Consider the following 18,392-nt stretch of genomic DNA (forward strand, 5'->3'; position numbering starts at 1 on the left):
GCTTTTTTTATTACTGGATAGAATCCCTTTAGCTTAAAACTCCCCTTTCCTTATTTACTCTTTTACTTTGTGTTTTGCTCTGCCAGTAATTTCTTTTGAATTAAGAGGCTAGCGACAACGCCATAACCTATGGCGAAGGTCAAAAATGTTTCAATGCTATCGAACAACGAAAATAGATAAGGTGCGATCCCAGTTGAAATGATCATTGTTGCAGAAACAAGCGCGCGGATGGCACCAAGGTGAGAATTTCCAAACACTTCAGCGTAAAACGAATTAATTACCGGCCCACTAGAAGCCACCGTTAGTCCAGCCAAGACCATAAAAGCAATCAACCAAATTTTATCCTGCCCCATGTAAAGGCACACCATGCCCGCCACCAGCGGCAATAGATACCAACGCATATATACTCGCGGATGCGAAGCGTCAACTAAAGGCCCAGTCGCAATAGCCCCAGCGAAATGAACTAAGCCATACATCATTAACCCAATCGAAAGCCAGTTCAGTGTCCAGCCCTTACCATCAATAAGTAGGGTTTGGTGAAAGAAAAGTCCTGTAATTAAAAATGCAGGCGCGATAATTGCCGGTAGTATCAACCAAAAGCGCCAGTCCGCCATTACTTCTGCTCGAGACCAATCTTTAGTTGTTACCTCTTCCTTGTTTGCTTCAGACGCTTGATGAACAGGCACTAAATCGGCTTTCTTCAATAACCATAGAAGCAAAGGAAATATCACCACCAAAGCTACCATTGCATAAGTCATCCAACTGGCAGTATGACCATAATTTTTAAGCAAGATTACCGCAAGCAGAGGCATTACCATTTCACCAAAAGCCATGCCTTGAAGCGATAAACTCACTGCCTTGCCACGGTGCTGTGGGATATACCGCATCAGCGTGGTAACAGCAATATGCGTCATCAAGCCCTGACCACAGAGACGGATGCCGAGATAGGAAAAGAATAACATCACAAGGTTCGAGCTATTGGCGAACAGCACACAAGAAGCAATTAGCCCAATGATGACCATAGACATGAACTTTTTCACTTCAATATCGTCAATCTTGGCGCCAACAAAAAATACGGTAAAACCACTAATCAAAGTCGCGAGGGAATAAACTAGGCTTAGGCTATCCTTTTCTAGTAATAAGTTGCCTATAAGATCTTTGTTAAAAAGCGAAATAAAAAACGTTTGCCCTAAGTTTCCTACAAAAACACAGAGAAAACCGAACAAAAGCAAATACTTATTACTTTTAACAAATTGCAGGTAGTTCATGGCTTATGCCGTGACTCTTAAAAAATGTGGTGGGCATTATACTCTTAGCAAGTTTAAGTTACAGCCCACCAGAGCTGTGCGTAGTTACTGCTGAACCTCTTTCAGGCCTAATGCCAATAACGCGGCAAAAAAGCACATAACTGCCATAACGCCGAGCACTACAATATTGCCAAAATATTGGGCTATGGCGCTGAAGCCAACGCCGGTCAGCAAGATAAGTCCTATAATGGTGTTGGACAGTGCGGTGTATGCGGCGCGATTTTCTGCGGTGGCCATATCGACTAAATGGGTTGAGCGGCCGAGACGTACGCCATGGTAAGCAATCATTAAAACAAACAGTAGTATTGCTAAAACAAGACTTTGACCTATCAGATCATAATAAGCACAAATCACAGTTGCGGTTAACGCTATAGTCGCTACTACCGAAGAAAACAATAATACCTTACGACTCGATTTATCGGCTAACCAGCCCCAAACATAGCTACTTAAAAAGCTTGCCAAAGATGAAGCCAAAACGAGTGCTCCTAACCCACCTAGCATTGAGTCAAGACTTTCAATACCGCCAGAGCCGTTTAGTGTCACCATAAAAGGTGGCGCTAAGGCCGTAGCAATAAGCAGTGCACGAACGCTGATGAATAATAATAGCTGTTTGTCTTTTAGCAGAGCGAGGTTTTCTTTGGCAACAGTTAATGGGTTGCCGCCGCCCTCCGTCGCACCGGAGGCTTCCTCTAGCTTTGTGAACATTAAACTGGCAAAAATCCACAATGTCGCAGCCAAGCCTAGCGCAATCAATACTAAGGTCATGCGTTCAACGTAGTCTGAAGCTAAAACCAGACCGAAGATTATGACAGCTGCCGAAGCGACACTTGCGGCGAGTCCGGTGACTTTGCCTCGCATGGATTTTGAAACTGTTTTACCGAGCACATCTTTGTAAGACACGGAGCAAACACTGCGCGCAATAGCTAACACACCCAGCAGGCTGACAATAACTATTCCAGCGGTTTGGCCTTTGAGGAATATGGCGCTTAACAATATGCCGACAACCGATAAACCTTGTACAAGGCTACCTAGTGCCCACGCCCACTTACGCTGTGGTAAGCGTCGTAACGCACCCGCCGTAAACAGTTGTGGCAGTAAAGCTCCAGCTTCACGAATAGGAACTAATAACCCCACCAGAAACGTTGATGCGCCCAAGGCAGAAAGTAACCAGCTCAGGATAAGCTTTGGATCAATCAACCCATCAGCGACCTTAGTAGCCGCTAATGAGATGACATGTGTTGTGACATTTTTAGGCTGATGGTCACAGGCCTGCTCGGGAATATCTTTGCAGACCCGCCCATCGTCGCCACTGTTGATAGCCTCGTAAACCTGTTCAACGGTGGACTCTTTTGACATGCGTCTTAATCCTTATCCTTTTCTAATAAAGTCTCTTAAGACGTAATGCAGAATACCGCCATTTCTGTAGTATTCCAGCTCAACTTTTGAGTCTAAGCGTGACAAGGCTTCAAAAGTTTTAACTTTACCATCGCTGGATTTCGCTTCGACTTCAAAGGTTTGGTTCACTTCTAAACCACCTGATTTACCTTTGATGGTGAAACTCTCTTCACCCGTTAAGCCCAAGGTTTCAGCGTCTTCACCATTTGCAAACTCTAATGGCAAGACACCCATACCAACTAAGTTACTACGATGAATTCGCTCGTAGCTTTCTGCGATGACCGCTTTGATCCCTAACAAAGTTGTACCCTTGGCCGCCCAATCTCGAGACGAACCGCTACCATACTCTTTACCCGCCAATACGATTAACGGTGTGTTTTCCGCTTTGTATTTTTGCGCCGCATCAAACACTGTCATAGTTTCGCCAGTAGGAATATAACGAGTATAACCACCCTCTTTATCCACTAGCTGGTTCTTGATGCGAACGTTAGCAAAAGTACCACGCACCATGACCTCGTCATTACCACGGCGTGAGCCGTAAGAATTAAACATGCGAGGCTCGATTCCACGACCTTTTAGGTACTGACCTGCTGGCGAGTCTTCAGAGAAGCCACCTGCTGGCGAAATATGGTCAGTAGTAATCGAATCACCTAATTTCAAAAGAACTTTCGCACCTTCGATATCTTTTGGCTCGTTAAGCTCAGGTTTAAGCCCTTGGAAAAATGGCGCTTGCTTGATGTAGGTCGAAGAGTCATCCCACTGATAAACCTTATCTTTGGACACTTTCATCTCACGCCACTGTTTATTACCATCGAAAATTTTGCCATAGTTTTTAGCAAAATCCGCTGGCGTTAAGACTTTCGCCATAATCTCCTGAATTTCTTCGTTCGACGGCCACAAGTCTTTGAAATACACAGGCTTGCCATCTGGTGTATGAGCTACTGGCTCGCTATCGAAGTCAATATCGACGCGACCAACTAAAGCATAAATCACCACCAACATTGGCGACATTAAGAAGTTCATCTTAACGTCTGGGTGGACTCGCGCTTCAAAGTTTCGGTTACCTGACAACACCGAAGCTACCACTAAATCGTTCTCGGTTACTGCTTTGCCGATAGCGTCAGGTAAAGGCCCTGAGTTACCAATACAAGAAGTACAACCATAACCCACCAAGAAGAAATCAAGCGCTTCAAGGTCATCCATAAGACCTGAGTTTTCTAAATAGTCGGTCACCACTTTAGAACCCGGAGCCAGCGAAGTTTTGACCCATGGTTTTACTTTTAAGCCCAGTTCATTCGCTTTTTTCGCAACCAAACCAGCACCAATCATGACGCTAGGGTTTGATGTGTTGGTACATGAGGTAATCGCAGCAATAGAAATCGAACCATCGTGCAGCTGATAATCCTGGTCGCTATCTTTATCATCGACCACAATCGTCTTTAACAAGCCTTTATCGTTATCGGCTGGGCTACGCTCTTCTAGAGGTTGATATTGGCGACCATAGTTCAGTTCCATCAAGGATTTAAACTGTGCTTTTAAGTTACTAATCGCAATTTTATCTTGTGGACGCGACGGACCCGAAGCAGTCGGCACTACCGTGCTTAAATCCAGTTCAACGACACTGCTGTACTCAATATCATCTTCGTTTTCACGCCATAACATATTGTTCTTGGTATAGGCTTCTACGCGCTCGATAGTCTCTTCACTGCGATTGGTGTCGCGCATATAATCTAATGTGCGATCATCAATCGGGAAGTAAGTTACAGTACAACCAAACTCTGGTGACATGTTAGAAATAGTCGCACGGTCTGTTACCGTTAAATGATCAAGCCCTTCGCCAAAGACTTCTACAAACTTGCCGACCACACCATGCTTACGCAGTAGCTCAGTAATCGTCAGTACCATATCCGTAGCCGTGGTACCGATAGGCAATTTACCTGTCAGCTTCAAACCGACCACTTCTGGCATGATAAAGAAAATCGGTTGCCCAAGAATGGCAGCCTCAGCTTCAATACCACCAACGCCCCAACCAACAACACCAATGCCGTTAACCATCGGTGTGTGTGAGTCGGTACCGACTAAGGTATCAGGGAACAAAGCGCCATCGCGCTCGACCACGCCTTGCGCCAAATACTCAAGGTTTACCTGGTGACAAATCCCCATACCTGGTGGCACCACCGTGAAATTATCGAAAGCCGTCTGCGCCCACTTCAAGAACTGATAACGCTCTTGGTTGCGCTCGTACTCCATATCAATGTTTTTATCTAAAGAGTTCTTGTCGCCATAGAAATCAACCTGAACCGAGTGGTCAATCACCAAGTCTACGGGAATTAAAGGATTAACTTTCTTGCCATCAACGCCGTGGCGGCTCGCTTCCGCACGAACTGAGGCCAAGTCGACCACCGCTGGAACCCCCGTAAAGTCCTGCATCAAGACTCGCGCAGGCTTATAAGGGACTTCTTTTTTCTCTGGGTTTGGCTTCCAATTTAATAGAGTGTCCACATGATCGCCAGTAACAGCTAGCCCATCGTGGTTTCTCAGTGCGTTCTCAAGAAGGATTCGAATAGAAAATGGCAGTTTCTTAATGCCGTGGCCTTGTGCCTCTAGATCTTTGAGGCTCCAAATATCAAAATCTTTACCATTGACTGATAAAGATTTCTTACAATCAATTACCTTGTCGCTCATCATGGGCTCCCTTGTAATTACAATAATAAAATCAAAGAATTAAATTATTTTCACGCTACTCATCACTATACCTTAGTTACTTAATAACATAAAATTTAGACTGTCAAATTACTAAAAATATTGCTTAAAACTCATACAATTCGTGGAGAACGTCACGATTTCTGGTATTATTGCGCTCTTAAATTTGGTGTTGAAAAATCTTCTAACACCGTAGGACCCTGTGTCATTAACTGAATAGCACAATAGGACGACTCCATGAGCCTTGCGGGAAAAGTTTTAGCTGTTAATAACGATCTACCGATCCGTACCGATCAACCAGTTCATAGCGGTAAAGTCCGCTCAGTTTACTGGCTAACCAAAGAAGACAGCGCACGCTTAATCAAAGAACGCGGCTACGACGTCGTTGCTGACGCACCGCTCGCCATTATGGTCATCAGTGACCGTATTTCTGCATTCGACGCCATCTGGCACGGCGAAGGCGGTATGCACGGTGTACCTGGTAAAGGCGCAGCCCTAAACGCTATCTCAAACCACTGGTTCAAGCTATTCCGCGAAAACGGCCTTGCCGACAGCCATATCCTTGAAATTCCACACCCATTCGTCTGGATTGTACAAAAAGCCAAGCCGGTAAAGATCGAAGCGATTGCTCGCCAATACATCACAGGCTCAATGTGGCGCGCTTACGACAAGGGCGAACGTGAGTTCTGTGGCATTCGACTCCCTGAAGGCCTTGAAAAAGACCAAAAACTTGATGAGTTATTAATCACCCCATCAACTAAAGGCATTCTAAAAGGCATCCCTGGTGTACCAGAAGCTGATGATGTCAATGTCACTCGTAAAAACATCGAAGATAACTACGAATCCTTTGCGTTCCGTCGTAAAGACGATATCGACCTGTACGAAAAGCTACTCAAAGAAGGCTTCGAACTTATCAGCAACGAACTTGCCAAACTAGACCAAATGTTTGTCGATACCAAATTTGAATTTGGTTACGTCACCGACAAAGCCGGCAACGAAAAACTGATCTACATGGACGAAGTGGGTACACCAGACTCATCACGAATTTGGGATGGGCAAGCGTTTCGTGAAGAAGGCAAAATTGTCGAGAAATCAAAAGAAGGCTTCCGCCAGTTCCTACTGAACCACTTCGAAGATCCAGACATTCTGTTAAACAAAGATCGCATGGACGAACGCCAAGCATTAGCTCGTGACAACGAACTACCTACAGAAGCACTGATGAATCTTTCGAGAACCTATTTAGATATCGCTGAAAAAGTTACTGGTGTAAAGATCGAGTTATCGGATAACCCAAAAGCAGAAATCATTAAGATCTTAAAAGACGAATTTAAGTTGGTTGATTAAGATCTAAGATACTCTGGCTCCCGCGGCCAAGCCGCGGGATGGCCAAGTAATTAACTTGCCCACGGAACTCAGCTAACTAATAGCCTAATATAAAACCTTTCTCTTACTTGTCTATTCTTTTAACCGTACTTCACGTCGTTTAGCGAAAAAGAGAACTTGTTCAACACCCCACACCAGTATTGCCATTCTGCTCTTGTTCTAATTTAAATTTCATATACTTTTCTACTTCCTTGTTTAAGCTTTTCTTAAGTGGCTCCTGAGTCAATGGTTTCATTCCAAGCTCACTCCTTTTCTTATTAAGTTCTTTAATTTTCTCTTTTGCCCACACTAAGTTCTTTTCCTGGATCAATTCGTTAAGGTGCGGATTATTATATAAACCTAAGCCATTAAGCTCTTGATTGACCGCAGCCCAGTTTAACTGTGTTTCTAAACTACCTTCAGTGGTTAGTGGGAGGTTAAGAATGAGCAAATCTAAGGACACAAAGTTACCAGTTTTAATTAGCATTTCTTCTAACTGTTCAATTACCTTCTTATCATCATTTGTATCGGAGTTAAAAAGTGTATTCATGGCAATTCTCGACATTGCAATAGCATCCCCATTTTCGGCCATAGATTTAAGACTTTCATCATCATAATTATGGTACATAGCCAGTCCATTGTTTTGATAAAATAAATCATAACCTCGTATTTCAAGCCATTCCTTCCCTTCAAGATCATATTTAATCAAGCTGTATACTTCACCTGCTATGTCTAAAGCACAGTCACTGCTTAAAACGTACTGCTTGCCAGCTATAGTCTTTAGGCTATGGTTACTACGGGGTTTTACTTGTTCATTCTCCCCCTCAGGCGACGCCTTTTCTATAGTACGATTTTTATTTTGACTTGATTCTTTAGTATCCAGGAATTTTGAATTATTGCCTACTTCTTTTACTTTCTTTTCAAGACTAGTCTCAGACCAAACTATGTAACAAGAAATAAAAATAGCAAAAAGTACAAATAATAATGCGAATAATTTTTTATAGCTCAATTTCATTTAAAAAGACACCTGCTTTGCTTAATACAAAATAATCCACCACCGAACTCTCTGTCGGTTCTGGGTTTATTTCGATGACTTTTGCGCCTTGGCTTTTGGCGAGTGTGGCGAGTCCAGCCGCGGGATAGACTTGGCTGGAGGTTCCGACTGATAAAAATAGGTCGCAGGAGTAAGACGCGCTTTCGGCGTCGCGCCACGCTTGTTCAGGTAAGGCTTCGCCGAACCAGACAACAGAAGGGCGAACTTGGCCACCACATTCTGGGCAATTGGTAACACTCTCAATCCCAGTAACATCAACTTTATACTCAGCGCGACACTGCAGGCAATGATTGCGCCAGATATTGCCGTGAAGCTCTATAACGTCTCTTGAACCACCAGCTTGATGTAGTCCATCGACATTTTGCGTAATAAGTGTGACGGTTTGTTGCTTTAAACCAAGAGATTTAGACTGTTGCCATTTTGCAATGGCTTTGTGCGCATCGTTTGGCTTTTTATTTTTGAGTTCCCTTCGACGCCATTGATACCATTGCCAGACTAAATTTGGATTTTCTAGGAAACCATCAATACTGGCCATCTTTTGCGGATCGTATTGGCTCCACAGACTTTCCCTGGTTTCATCTTTATAGGCTCTAAATGTAGCAACGCCGGATTCCGCAGAGACTCCGGCGCCAGTTAGAATGGTAACGCGCTTAGCGTTTTGAATTAACGCTAAGACTTCAGGTTCGATATCCATATCGCTAGCGGCTTACTCTATCGAAAGGCCACTAAAGTCGTACCGTGTGTCGATGACTTCGCCCACAGCACCAGTGGCCTCCAAAGCTTTGAGATAGCGTTCAGCTGTTTTCGAATCAACATTATTTTTCACATCACGAGGTTCTTCACCAGTGATTTCTAACAATCTTTTAGCCACTTTTTGTTCAATTCCAAAAAGCTCTGCTAAGTCTTGCTCGATATAATACTTTCCTTTGTCTGAGTCTCCATACCCTTTTAATACAACTTTATGAGTACCTTCTGACATGATTTCTCCAGTATTTTTTATTATCTTAAGAATCGTTTGCTAACAATAGTTAAACCCTAGTTTACTTTAAAACTGAATATCTATCAGCCAGCCCTTTATAAACTTGGTCTTTAAAATCTTCATGCGTCGGGTCGAGCGCATTTAAAATTTCAACTAGGACTTCGTTATCTTCCTGCCCGTTCCATTCTTTTATATAAGAGCCGTCTTTATAACCATTATCTTGGCGGAAAAAGTTAAGCGTATTTTTACCAACGTAACTTTTAAATAACTCCTCAAAAGGCATCTCGATTTGCGCCATACAACCGGCAAAACTTGTACCATCAAAGTGTTGATACAGCACAGCTTGCCCCGCTAATACTTCTAGCGTTTGCTTAAAGTCATCTTTAACTAACGGCTCTAGCATTTCACCCGCAAGTTCTTCTGCAATTTCCTCAAAAGAAAGCTCGCCGTCAATACGAGAGCTTAAGCCAAAATGAAAAATATCAACAAGCTCCATCTTAACTTGATCAACATCTGGCTTTTGATGTTTCCACCATTTCCAACCGAAATGCTCTAGCATCTCAGCACATTCGATCCAGATTGCACGATACCATTCATAGTTTTGATCAAACCATTTCTCATGAACTTTCGTGTTCATCGCATGCTGCATTTCCAGCATCGTTGCGATTTGCTTTACCATTAATTCTTTATTCATTCTATTCTCTATACTTAAGTTATTTTCAATGTCGCTCAGCACTCAATTACAAACACTCGCAAAACGTTACGAGCGAAGGAAGTGTGAGGCAAATTAAAATTTGTATTTAACAAAGTAATCGCAAGTCCAAGTAGCTTAAACTTAATTACCAGTTTTTATGTTTTTTAATTAACTCATACGCCGACTTAATCTCTTGCGTCTTCTCCGTCGCCATCTTAATCATCTCTTCTGGCAAACCTTTTGCCACAAGCTTATCAGGATGATGTTGCGACATTAATCGGCGATATGCTCTTTTAACCGTTTTTTCATCATCCGAGCTTTTAACGCCGAGTACTTGATATGCCTGCTCGACACTTGGTGCACTTGGCGCTTCATAGTGAGTTCCACCGTGTCCACCGCCAGCTTGACCTTGCTGTGAATATTGATGGAAGCCTTGCTGCGCTTGCACCATTTTGATCAGCTGGTCGATCATAAAGCCAGCAAAGCCAAGGTGCTTACCCACTCGATGCAAAATAGCTCGCTCATGCGCATGGATAGTACCATCGGCTAGAGCCATAGTGATTTGCACCTCTAGGAACATTTGCATCAAATTGCGGCGACGATGACACTCTTGTTTAAACTGAGTCAGTACCGCCTCTAGGTCGAAGCTACTGGATTTACCTTGCTGAAACAAATCAATCGCGAACTTGCGTGCATCCTGATCGAGTCCCATGCGTTGCATAACATTCTCTGCATGGCGGATTTCGTTCTGCGTCACAGTGCCGTCGGCTTTGGCAATATGCCCCATAGTAGCAAAGGTCGCGGTGAAAAACGCGGCCTGCACTCTTTCTTGATCGCCTGGGGCGTATCGCTCCTGAAAATCATCACTTTTCTGATCGAGCTTATTCCCTAGTACCGCTCCAATGATTGCGCCAATAGGTCCCGCGAGGGAAAACCCTAGAACACCACCAATTACTTTACCAAACCAACTCATGCGTTATTTTCACCGTTTTTGGACTATAATTTTCCATCATATTCAATGGTTTTAATGCGTCTTTGAAAGCTTTGATTCAATTCCTTCAAGCGCTCAGGCGTGCCGATATCATGCCACTTACCATCGAATAACTCTCCTGTTACCTGCGCTTCTACCATTAATTCTTTTAATAAAGGCGCTAGTGGCAGAGGCTCGTCTTCTTTCAAGTCTTTAAAAATCTCAGGCTGATACACCCCAATCCCTGAAAATGTCGCGCGATTATTCCCTTCGGCAATGACTAGGCCATCATCGCGCAAGAAAAAGTCTCCCTGCGGATTATGCTCTGGATTCGGCACCAATACGATATGTGCCAACTTTGTCGGCTGCTGTAGTAGTTTTTCGTAATCATACTCGCTCCAGACGTCACCGTTGACGACGATAAAAGGCTGGTCATCAAAAAAGTCTAATGCTTTTCGGATACCGCCCGCTGTTTCTAAGGCAGTTGGCTCGTGAGAAAAGGTAAGATTTACTCCCCAGTAGGCACCATCGCCTAAGTATTCAGGGATCTGGTCGCCGAGCCACGAGGTATTGATTAATATTTCTTTGATGCCTGCATCTTTTAGGGCTTCGATATGCCACTCGATCAGCGCCCTGCCGTCTACTTTAAGCAATGGTTTCGGATGCTCATCGGTTAATGGTCGCATTCGTTCACCACGCCCCGCGGCAAGAATCATCGCTTTCACAGAGTTACCCCCTGCTTTTGCTCAAACGCTGGCACTACTTTTTCTTTGAGCCAATGGTAAAACTCAGACATTTCTGGGTATTTCTCTGCTTGCTGAAGAATATAAGTAAGGGTTAGCGGGATATCTTTCAAGTAAGCTTCCTTGCCATCACGGTAATTCAAGCGACAAAAAATCCCCGCAACTTTAATATGGCGCTGTAAGCCCATCCAGTCAAACCATTGAATAAACTGATCTTTTTCTAGTACCGCTGGCGATTGCTCGAGGTAGTAATCAATCCAGTTCTCGACTTGCTGTGGCGACCATTGAATATAACAATCCCTTAGAAGCGACAGCAGATCATAAGTCAAAGGACCGCGAACCGCGTCTTGGAAATCGATAATACCTGGCGCGTCGGTGTTGTCGCAATCCATGATATTGCGCGAGTGATAGTCGCGATGCACAAACACTTGTGGCTGCGACTGTGCGCTTTGTATCAGGTGCTCAAAGGTAGTATCTAAAAGGCCATGCTCAATAGTGGATAAGACTAAGCCGAGGTGCTTTTGCAAAAACCAATCGCGAAACAGCTCCATCTCTGAGCGCAACATCACTTCATCATAATCGGGCAGACTTGTCGCAGGCGATTGCTGAATTTGCACCAAGCTGTCAATCGCTCTGCGGTATAGATTATCTGCAATAGCAATATTATCCGAAGCTTGCGCTTCTTCTAACAGAGGCAGGTATAAGCGATCACCCAAATCGCTCAAGAGCATAAACCCCTGCTCAAAATTCTTTGCCAGCACACGCGGCGCATTAACTCTTTCGAGTAATTGCGCGACTTTTACAAACTGTCGGCTATTTTCGTGCTCTGGTGGCGCATCAACGGCTATCCAACTTTGTCCGTTGGCGACATCCGCCCACCTGAAATAACGCCTAAAACTGGCGTCACCTGAGACCATTGACCACTGGTAGTTTTCCGCGGAGTGGCTTGAATCACCAACCAAAGCGCCAATTTGCTGCTTCGACCACTCTTTAAGTTGGCTTTGACGACTATCTTTTGTCATTATTAATTTTCAATCTGCCTCGTAAGCGTTTATCATTAGGTCTTTATAACTGATGTCAGTTACAAAGCGTAAGCCCTTGAATCAACGGGCTGTTTATTTTGTGACCAACCCGAAAAAATACTCGAAAGTACATGGTAAGCAAGAAAGTCCGTTGGGTAAAATCTTTTTTAGTTTCCGCTATTAGCAGTTCTTTAATAATGGCGACGCCAGCTGTGGCAGAGCAAAATGTCCAGCTTGAGCAAGAAAATACCACTGAAGAAGGCTCTATAGAGGAAACTCAGTCCGAACTGCGTCAAAACGACTTTGTTGATCAATTCCCCGAATTTAAAACCTGCCCGAGTGAAGCCCTAGAACCAATTCGCTATCAGCCTTTGCTGGGGGCAGACGGTGAGCCCATCAGGATCTACTCGGATGAAGCCTCGCGCGAAAACGATATGGCGTACCTTACGGGTAACGTGCGCGTTTCGCAAAACCAACAGCAATTGACCGCCGACAGGCTTATTGCCAACAATAAAACCAAATCCTACCGTGCTGAAGGCGACCTTTTGTTCACCAACCAAAACTTTGTGGTTGGTGCAGAAAGCCTAGATTATTATTCTCTCGAAGGCTCAACCAGCATCGAAGACACACGTTTCCACCTTTACAGCAATAACGGTAATGGTCGCGCAGAAAATATCCGTGTCGATAATAAGCAGGTGTTGACCTTATCCAATACGGACTTTTCGACCTGCCCTGAAGATCAAAAAAGCTGGGTTTTCGAGTCCGACGAAATTGTCATCGACCGCGACAGTGGCTGGGGCAAGGCGTATAACAGTGTGGTGAAAATTGCGGATATTCCTGTTTTCTACCTGCCTTATATCACCTTCCCCGTGGATGACCGCCGTAAAACTGGACTTTTACCACCGTCGTTCAGCAACTCCAACCGCAATGGTCGCGATATTAGCGCGCCATACTATGTCAATCTAGCGCCCAATTACGACTTAACCCTAACGCCGCGCTACATGACTTCTCGCGGCTCGATGTTAGGCACTGAATTTCGATACTTAACGCCACAAAACTATGGCGAGCTGTTTTTTGAGTACTTACCGAATGATAAAGCGGCTACCAACAATAACGGTGAAGCTCTGCCCGATAAGCGCTGGCAATATGACTTAGACCACACAACTCAGTTCACCGATAACTGGTCAAGCGGTATCGCTGCTCGTAAAGTCAGTGACGACGGCTACTTTCAAGATTTTGGTGGCAGCATTGAAGACTCCAACCAAGATATTTTAAGCCAGAACCTTTATGTGCAGTATTTAAGCCAGGACTGGCTTATGCGCACAGAATACCAAGACTGGCAGCTACTCAACAGTCCTGTCGAGCGTTATACAATCGCCCCGCGAGTACAACTGACCCGCTTTTTTGAGCCGAGCGACAGTGGCTTTGAAGCTAAAATACACAGTGAACTCACTCGATTCGATAAGGACAACGCGGTCACAGCCGAGCGTTACCACGTCGAACCTAGCGTCGCCTGGAGCCATGAAACGCTTTATAGTTTTTTCCGCCCAGAGCTGAGTTTTGCTTACACTCAATATGAGCAAACCGACCTTTCAGGTAACGACCAAAGCATTGACCGTAGCCTACCAACATTGTCCATAGACACCGGGCTATTCTTTGAGCGTACGCTTAATTTTGATGACGGCGATATGACGCAAACGCTCGAACCAAGACTGTTTTACCTCTACACGCCTTACGAAGAGCAGCAAAATATCGCTATCTACGACACCAGTCTGCCGACCTTTAACTTTACCCAGTTATTCAGCAGAAACCGCTTTAGTGGGATCGATCGTATTGGTGACGCCAATCAGGTTAGTGGCGCCATCACCAGCCGCTTCCTCGACGAGCAGGGTCGTGAAAAAGCATCGGTCTCGATCGGAAGAACGGTTTATCTAAAAGATCGCAAAGTGACTATGCTTAACCTGCCGGTTGAAACCGATAAACAGTCAGGCTTACTTGCAGAAGTGAATTGGCGCTGGACTGACAGTATCGAGATTAAGTCGGCGATTGAATGGGATGACCAAACCAATGAAACCACCCATGGTTTAGTTAATCTCCATTACGAGCCTAAAGAGAACCATATTCTTAACCTAGGCCACCGCTACCGTAAAACGGTCAATCGAACCCAAGAAGAAGCTGAGCTTGCATTTGCATGGCCAATGGCCCAAGATTGGCGACTTTTAGGTCGTTATAATCAAGATCTCACAGAAAATCGAACTAACGATTCTTTTCTCGGTCTAGAGTATGAGTCCTGTTGTTGGGCTGTACGCGTGGTCGCTAGACGTTACATTAATATTCAGCTCGATAGTCAAGGTGCTTTAGTTCCCGATCAGCCTGATGAACACAGTTCAGGCGTCTACATTCAGTTTGTTCTGAAAGGAATTGGTAGCCTACAAGGCAGTACCACTAAGTTTTTAGAAGACAGTATTTACGGATACGAAGATTTATTAGGCAAATAACTATGACATTGAAACATTTGATTTCAGCTTGCTTACTAGCGGTTTCAGTCGCGACATTAGCACCGCTAAGCGCTCAAAGCGCAGAAACTATTGATAAAATAATTGCTCACGTTGACCAAGACGTCATCTTAAAGAGTGAGCTAGATAGAAAAATCCTACAAGCAAAAGAGCAGATCCGCGCTCGCGGCGGCCAACTACCGCCGGATAGCTTGCTAGAAAAAGAACTATTAGAACAGCTTATTGTACAAAGCCTCCAATACCAAATGGCCAACCGCGCTGGCATGCAAGTCCAGCCTGCAGAGTTACAGCAATTCGCGACACGTGTTGCTCAACAAAACAATATGTCGCTGGACGAATTCCGCCTTCACATGCAACAAAAAGGTATCGCTTGGCCATTGTTTTTAGATGACCTACGCAAAGAGATCGTTACAGCACGCTTCAGAGACGCTTATGTTGCGCGCCGAATTAAGATTAGCGATAAAGAAATTGATTCGCTGGTTAAATCTATGGATGCCAAAAGTAACGTTGAGTATTTACTAGGCCACATTCTTATTGCCGTTGATGAAAATGCTACAGAGTCTGAAGTCGCACAATCCAAGAAGAAAGCTCTAGAGCTTTCTAACCAGTTAAAATCAGACGCAGACTTTGCTGAAATTGCCAAACAACATTCTGATGGCTCAGAAGCTAGCGAAGGTGGTGATTTCGGTTGGAACTCAGAGCAAAGCTTGCCAGAGTTATTCAGAACACCGGTTTACTACCTAAAGAAAGGCGCGGTTTCTACGCCTATCCGTAGTCCAGCGGGATTCCACATATTAAAGCTGTATGACAAGCGCGGTGATTTAGAACACGTGGTGCAGCAAACTAAATCACGCCACATCCTCGTACGTCCTGACGCAATTACGACGGAAAGTGACGCCATTGATTTGCTCAACCACATTCGTGAACAAGTTATGGCTGGTGAGGCAGACTTCGGTAATATGGCAAAAAAACACTCTGACGACCCTGGCTCTGCTAACCTTGGTGGTGAGCTTGGCTGGAATAACGTCGGTGCTTTTGATCCTGCTTTTGAAGAAACCCTCAGCAATTTAGAGGTTGATGAAATTAGTAAACCTTTCCAAAGTAGTTTTGGTTGGCACATCGTTCAGTTAACGGGTAAGCGTAAAGACGACCAGTCGGAAGATATGAAGCGTCAACAAGCAGCGAAAATTTTGCGCCAGCGTAAATTCTCAGAAGAAGTTGAGAACTGGATCCGTGAAATCCGCGACGAAGCTTACGTTAAACAAGTTGTAGAAGAAGACGCTTAACCATCATATCCACATTCATGCTGGATAGGTAACACCATGGATATTGCTAGAATCTTAATTACGGCGGGGGAACCCGCCGGCATTGGTCCAGAAATTATCGTAAAAATGGCGCAAAAGCCATGCACCGATCAACTCGTGGTATGTGCCGATCCCGACTTACTACAACAAGTCGCAAGTGAGATTCAACTGCCCCTAGCGCTCACCGAACTCGATCTAGACGCAGAGCCAAAGCCCCATCAAATAGGCCACCTTTGGGTTATTCCTTGCCAGCTCAAGCGACCAGCCACCTCAGGACAATTAAACCAAGAGAACTCGGCATACGTCCTAGAAACCTTAGGTATTGCAAGCGATTTAGCCCAGCAGGGGCTAGTCGATGCAATCTTAACGGGCCCAGTCCACAAGGGCATTATTAATGACTCAGGCCTGAAGTTTTCTGGCCACACCGAGTTCTTTGCTGAGCGTTGCGGCTGCGACAAAGTGGTTATGATGCTTGCCACAGAAGGCTTGCGTGTGACGTTAGCAACCACACACTTACCCTTACGAGAGGTTGCCGATGCGATTACACCCGAATTGCTGCGCGAGGTAATCACTATCATTGATCGTGAACTTCGTGAGAAATTCTCAATACAACAGCCTCGAATCCTTGTCTGCGGATTAAACCCTCACGCGGGTGAGAATGATCACCTCGGTAACGAAGAGTCTCGAATTATCAGTCCAACCTTAGCTGAGTTAAATCAAGAACTCGACTCGACGCTTATAGGCCCACTTCCTGCGGATACTGCCTTTCAGCCGAATAAAATCGACAAAGTGGATACAGTTTTAGCGATGTATCACGACCAAGGTCTGCCAACTCTAAAATATAAAGGGTTTGGCAAAGCGGTAAATGTTACCCTTGGATTGCCTTATATACGCACTTCTGTCGATCACGGCACGGGCCTTGATATCGCTGGGAGCAACATTGCTGATATCGGTAGCATGCAATATGCGCTACAATTCACCCAAGATTTAATTCAACGCCGCCGACAAAGCTAAACTCATGGTTAATTCAAAAGTGGTTCAAGGTCACCAAGCTCGTAAGCGCTTTGGTCAGAATTTTTTATCCGACGATTTCTACATTTCAAGAATTGTTGAATCTATTGGTGCACAAGAGAGTGACCACTTAGTTGAAATCGGCCCTGGTTTGGGAGCCATTACCGAACACCTTGTAACAAAAGCTGGAAAGCTTGATGTGGTCGAGCTTGATCGTGATTTGATACCAAGATTAGAAAAGAAGTTTGCCGAGCACAACAACTTTACGATTCATCAAAGTGACGCCTTGAAGTTTGATTTTACCCAACTCCAAGCACAACCAGGTGAAAAGTTACGTATTGTAGGCAACCTGCCCTACAATATCTCAACCCCTTTAATTTTCCACCTTCTGCGCCAAAGACATGTCATTCAAGATATGTACTTTATGTTGCAAAAAGAAGTTGTTGAGCGCCTATGTGCTGCTCCAGCGACCAAACAGTATGGTCGCCTAAGCGTCATGGCTCAGTATTATTGCCAAGCCGCCATGTTATTTATTGTACCGCCCGGCGCCTTTTCGCCTGCGCCTAAAGTGGATTCAGCCATCGTTTGCCTTAAACCCTACAAAACTATTAAGAATCCAGTAAACGATACCGATTTACTGGCCAAAGTTGTTACAGCAGCCTTTAACCAGCGTCGTAAAACTATCCGTAATAGCCTTAAAGACTGGCTCTCTGCAGATGATTTTGAGACAGTCGGCATCTCACCCACCGAACGTGCAGAAAGACTTTCCTTAGATGACTTTATTAATATTTGTAAGACCATAGAAAACCGTGATTTCTAAAATTGTGGACTTTTTCACACTTTTTGCTAATCTAGATTAGGAACAAGGACGACATATTTACGGGAGTAACTATGAGAATAGAGCAAGAAAAGTCGGGTAAAAGTAGTGCCACAAATCGGCATGAGTCTTTGCAATCTCAAGAAGATGCGAGACGCTTTTACCGTGTATCCATACACCTTCCTATAGCAATTCGCCAACAAAACTCTGAAGTTTTAATCTCTGAAAGCCTCGATATTTCAGAAGGCGGCGTGCTCGTAAAAAACTCGGGAGAGCATCAGCTCAAAAAAGGTGATTTAGTAAAAGTTCACATAGAAGGTATTTTAGGCGAAGATCAAGACCAAATGGTGTTACACCCGATGCGTGTTATGCGGATTGAAGAAGATACCATTGCTCTAGAATTTACCTAACCCTATTGTAAACCTTCATATCATACTCGGTTGGCCCGTTTACTGGTGCCATAGTTTCCTTTTGACAAAATACTTTAAGCTAAGCATTTCACACACTTCTTCCCT

16 protein-coding genes are annotated in these 18,392 nt (G+C 44.4%); 6 read left to right on the forward strand and 10 right to left on the reverse strand.

The genetic code is table 11. The features are described from left to right. Positions 1-62: 62 nt before the first annotated feature. The 3 genes from DL796_RS01915 to acnA all read right to left on the reverse strand — a co-directional run bounded on the left by DL796_RS01915 (position 63) and on the right by acnA (position 5,387). Complete coding sequence (locus DL796_RS01915) at positions 63-1,268, reverse strand: MFS transporter (protein ID WP_110199441.1); 1,206 nt, start codon at positions 1,266-1,268, stop codon at positions 63-65. A gap of 84 nt (positions 1,269-1,352) precedes the next feature. Then, positions 1,353-2,663: an MFS transporter gene (locus tag DL796_RS01920; RefSeq protein WP_110199443.1), complete on the reverse strand. Its 1,311-nt coding sequence runs from the start codon at positions 2,661-2,663 to the stop codon at positions 1,353-1,355. Between the two features lie 12 nt (positions 2,664-2,675). After that, entirely contained in the window at positions 2,676-5,387 is a 2,712-nt protein-coding gene (gene acnA / locus DL796_RS01925) for an aconitate hydratase AcnA (RefSeq protein ID WP_110200688.1), read from the reverse strand. A 255-nt stretch (positions 5,388-5,642) separates the two neighbouring features. Between acnA and DL796_RS01930 the strand changes: the two genes are divergently transcribed. Next, the gene (locus DL796_RS01930; RefSeq protein ID WP_110199445.1) at positions 5,643-6,749 is read left to right on the forward strand and encodes a phosphoribosylaminoimidazolesuccinocarboxamide synthase; all 1,107 of its coding nucleotides are present in this window, start codon (positions 5,643-5,645) and stop codon (positions 6,747-6,749) included. A gap of 160 nt (positions 6,750-6,909) precedes the next feature. On the opposite strand, the gene DL796_RS01935 is transcribed toward DL796_RS01930, so the two are convergent. From DL796_RS01935 to DL796_RS01965, 7 genes are all read right to left on the reverse strand, one after another. Then, entirely contained in the window at positions 6,910-7,782 is an 873-nt protein-coding gene (locus tag DL796_RS01935; RefSeq protein WP_110199447.1) for a hypothetical protein, read from the reverse strand. Next, positions 7,766-8,515, reverse strand: coding sequence for an SIR2 family NAD-dependent protein deacylase (locus tag DL796_RS01940; RefSeq protein ID WP_110199449.1), 750 nt, complete (start codon positions 8,513-8,515; stop codon positions 7,766-7,768). The genes DL796_RS01935 and DL796_RS01940 overlap by 17 nt, the downstream gene beginning before the upstream one ends. Positions 8,516-8,527: 12 nt before the next feature. After that, a complete protein-coding gene (locus DL796_RS01945; RefSeq protein WP_110199451.1) occupies positions 8,528-8,800 on the reverse strand; it encodes a hypothetical protein in 273 nt (90 codons plus the stop codon). A 61-nt stretch (positions 8,801-8,861) separates the two neighbouring features. Then, positions 8,862-9,494, reverse strand: coding sequence for a dUTP diphosphatase (locus tag DL796_RS01950; RefSeq protein ID WP_196597939.1), 633 nt, complete (start codon positions 9,492-9,494; stop codon positions 8,862-8,864). Between the two features lie 145 nt (positions 9,495-9,639). After that, entirely contained in the window at positions 9,640-10,467 is an 828-nt protein-coding gene (gene djlA, locus DL796_RS01955) for a co-chaperone DjlA (RefSeq protein ID WP_110199453.1), read from the reverse strand. A gap of 23 nt (positions 10,468-10,490) precedes the next feature. Continuing rightward, entirely contained in the window at positions 10,491-11,189 is a 699-nt protein-coding gene (gene murU, locus DL796_RS01960) for an N-acetylmuramate alpha-1-phosphate uridylyltransferase MurU (RefSeq protein ID WP_110199455.1), read from the reverse strand. Then, positions 11,186-12,229 carry an aminoglycoside phosphotransferase family protein gene (locus tag DL796_RS01965; RefSeq protein ID WP_110199456.1) on the reverse strand — a complete coding sequence of 348 codons (1,044 nt, stop codon included), beginning with the start codon at positions 12,227-12,229 and terminating at the stop codon, positions 11,186-11,188. Before DL796_RS01965 ends, murU begins: the two co-directional genes overlap by 4 nt. Positions 12,230-12,426: 197 nt before the next feature. Between DL796_RS01965 and DL796_RS01970 the strand changes: the two genes are divergently transcribed. The 5 genes from DL796_RS01970 (at position 12,427) to DL796_RS01990 (ending at position 18,287) form a co-directional block, all read left to right on the forward strand. Then, the gene (locus tag DL796_RS01970) at positions 12,427-14,727 is read left to right on the forward strand and encodes an LPS-assembly protein LptD (protein WP_227592930.1); all 2,301 of its coding nucleotides are present in this window, start codon (positions 12,427-12,429) and stop codon (positions 14,725-14,727) included. A gap of 2 nt (positions 14,728-14,729) precedes the next feature. Then, positions 14,730-16,031, forward strand: a complete 1,302-nt coding sequence (locus DL796_RS01975) for a peptidylprolyl isomerase (RefSeq protein WP_110199460.1) — start codon at positions 14,730-14,732, stop codon at positions 16,029-16,031. A gap of 36 nt (positions 16,032-16,067) precedes the next feature. Then, positions 16,068-17,063, forward strand: a complete 996-nt coding sequence (gene pdxA / locus DL796_RS01980; protein WP_110199462.1) for a 4-hydroxythreonine-4-phosphate dehydrogenase PdxA — start codon at positions 16,068-16,070, stop codon at positions 17,061-17,063. Between the two features lie 4 nt (positions 17,064-17,067). Continuing rightward, complete coding sequence (gene rsmA / locus DL796_RS01985) at positions 17,068-17,880, forward strand: 16S rRNA (adenine(1518)-N(6)/adenine(1519)-N(6))-dimethyltransferase RsmA (protein ID WP_110199464.1); 813 nt, start codon at positions 17,068-17,070, stop codon at positions 17,878-17,880. Positions 17,881-17,951: 71 nt separating this feature from the next. Continuing rightward, positions 17,952-18,287: a PilZ domain-containing protein gene (locus DL796_RS01990; RefSeq protein ID WP_110199466.1), complete on the forward strand. Its 336-nt coding sequence runs from the start codon at positions 17,952-17,954 to the stop codon at positions 18,285-18,287. Positions 18,288-18,392 lie beyond the last annotated feature (105 nt).

Origin of the sequence: Kangiella spongicola (assembly GCF_003194565.2) — a bacterium.
Lineage (GTDB): Bacteria > Pseudomonadota > Gammaproteobacteria > Enterobacterales > Kangiellaceae > Kangiella > Kangiella spongicola.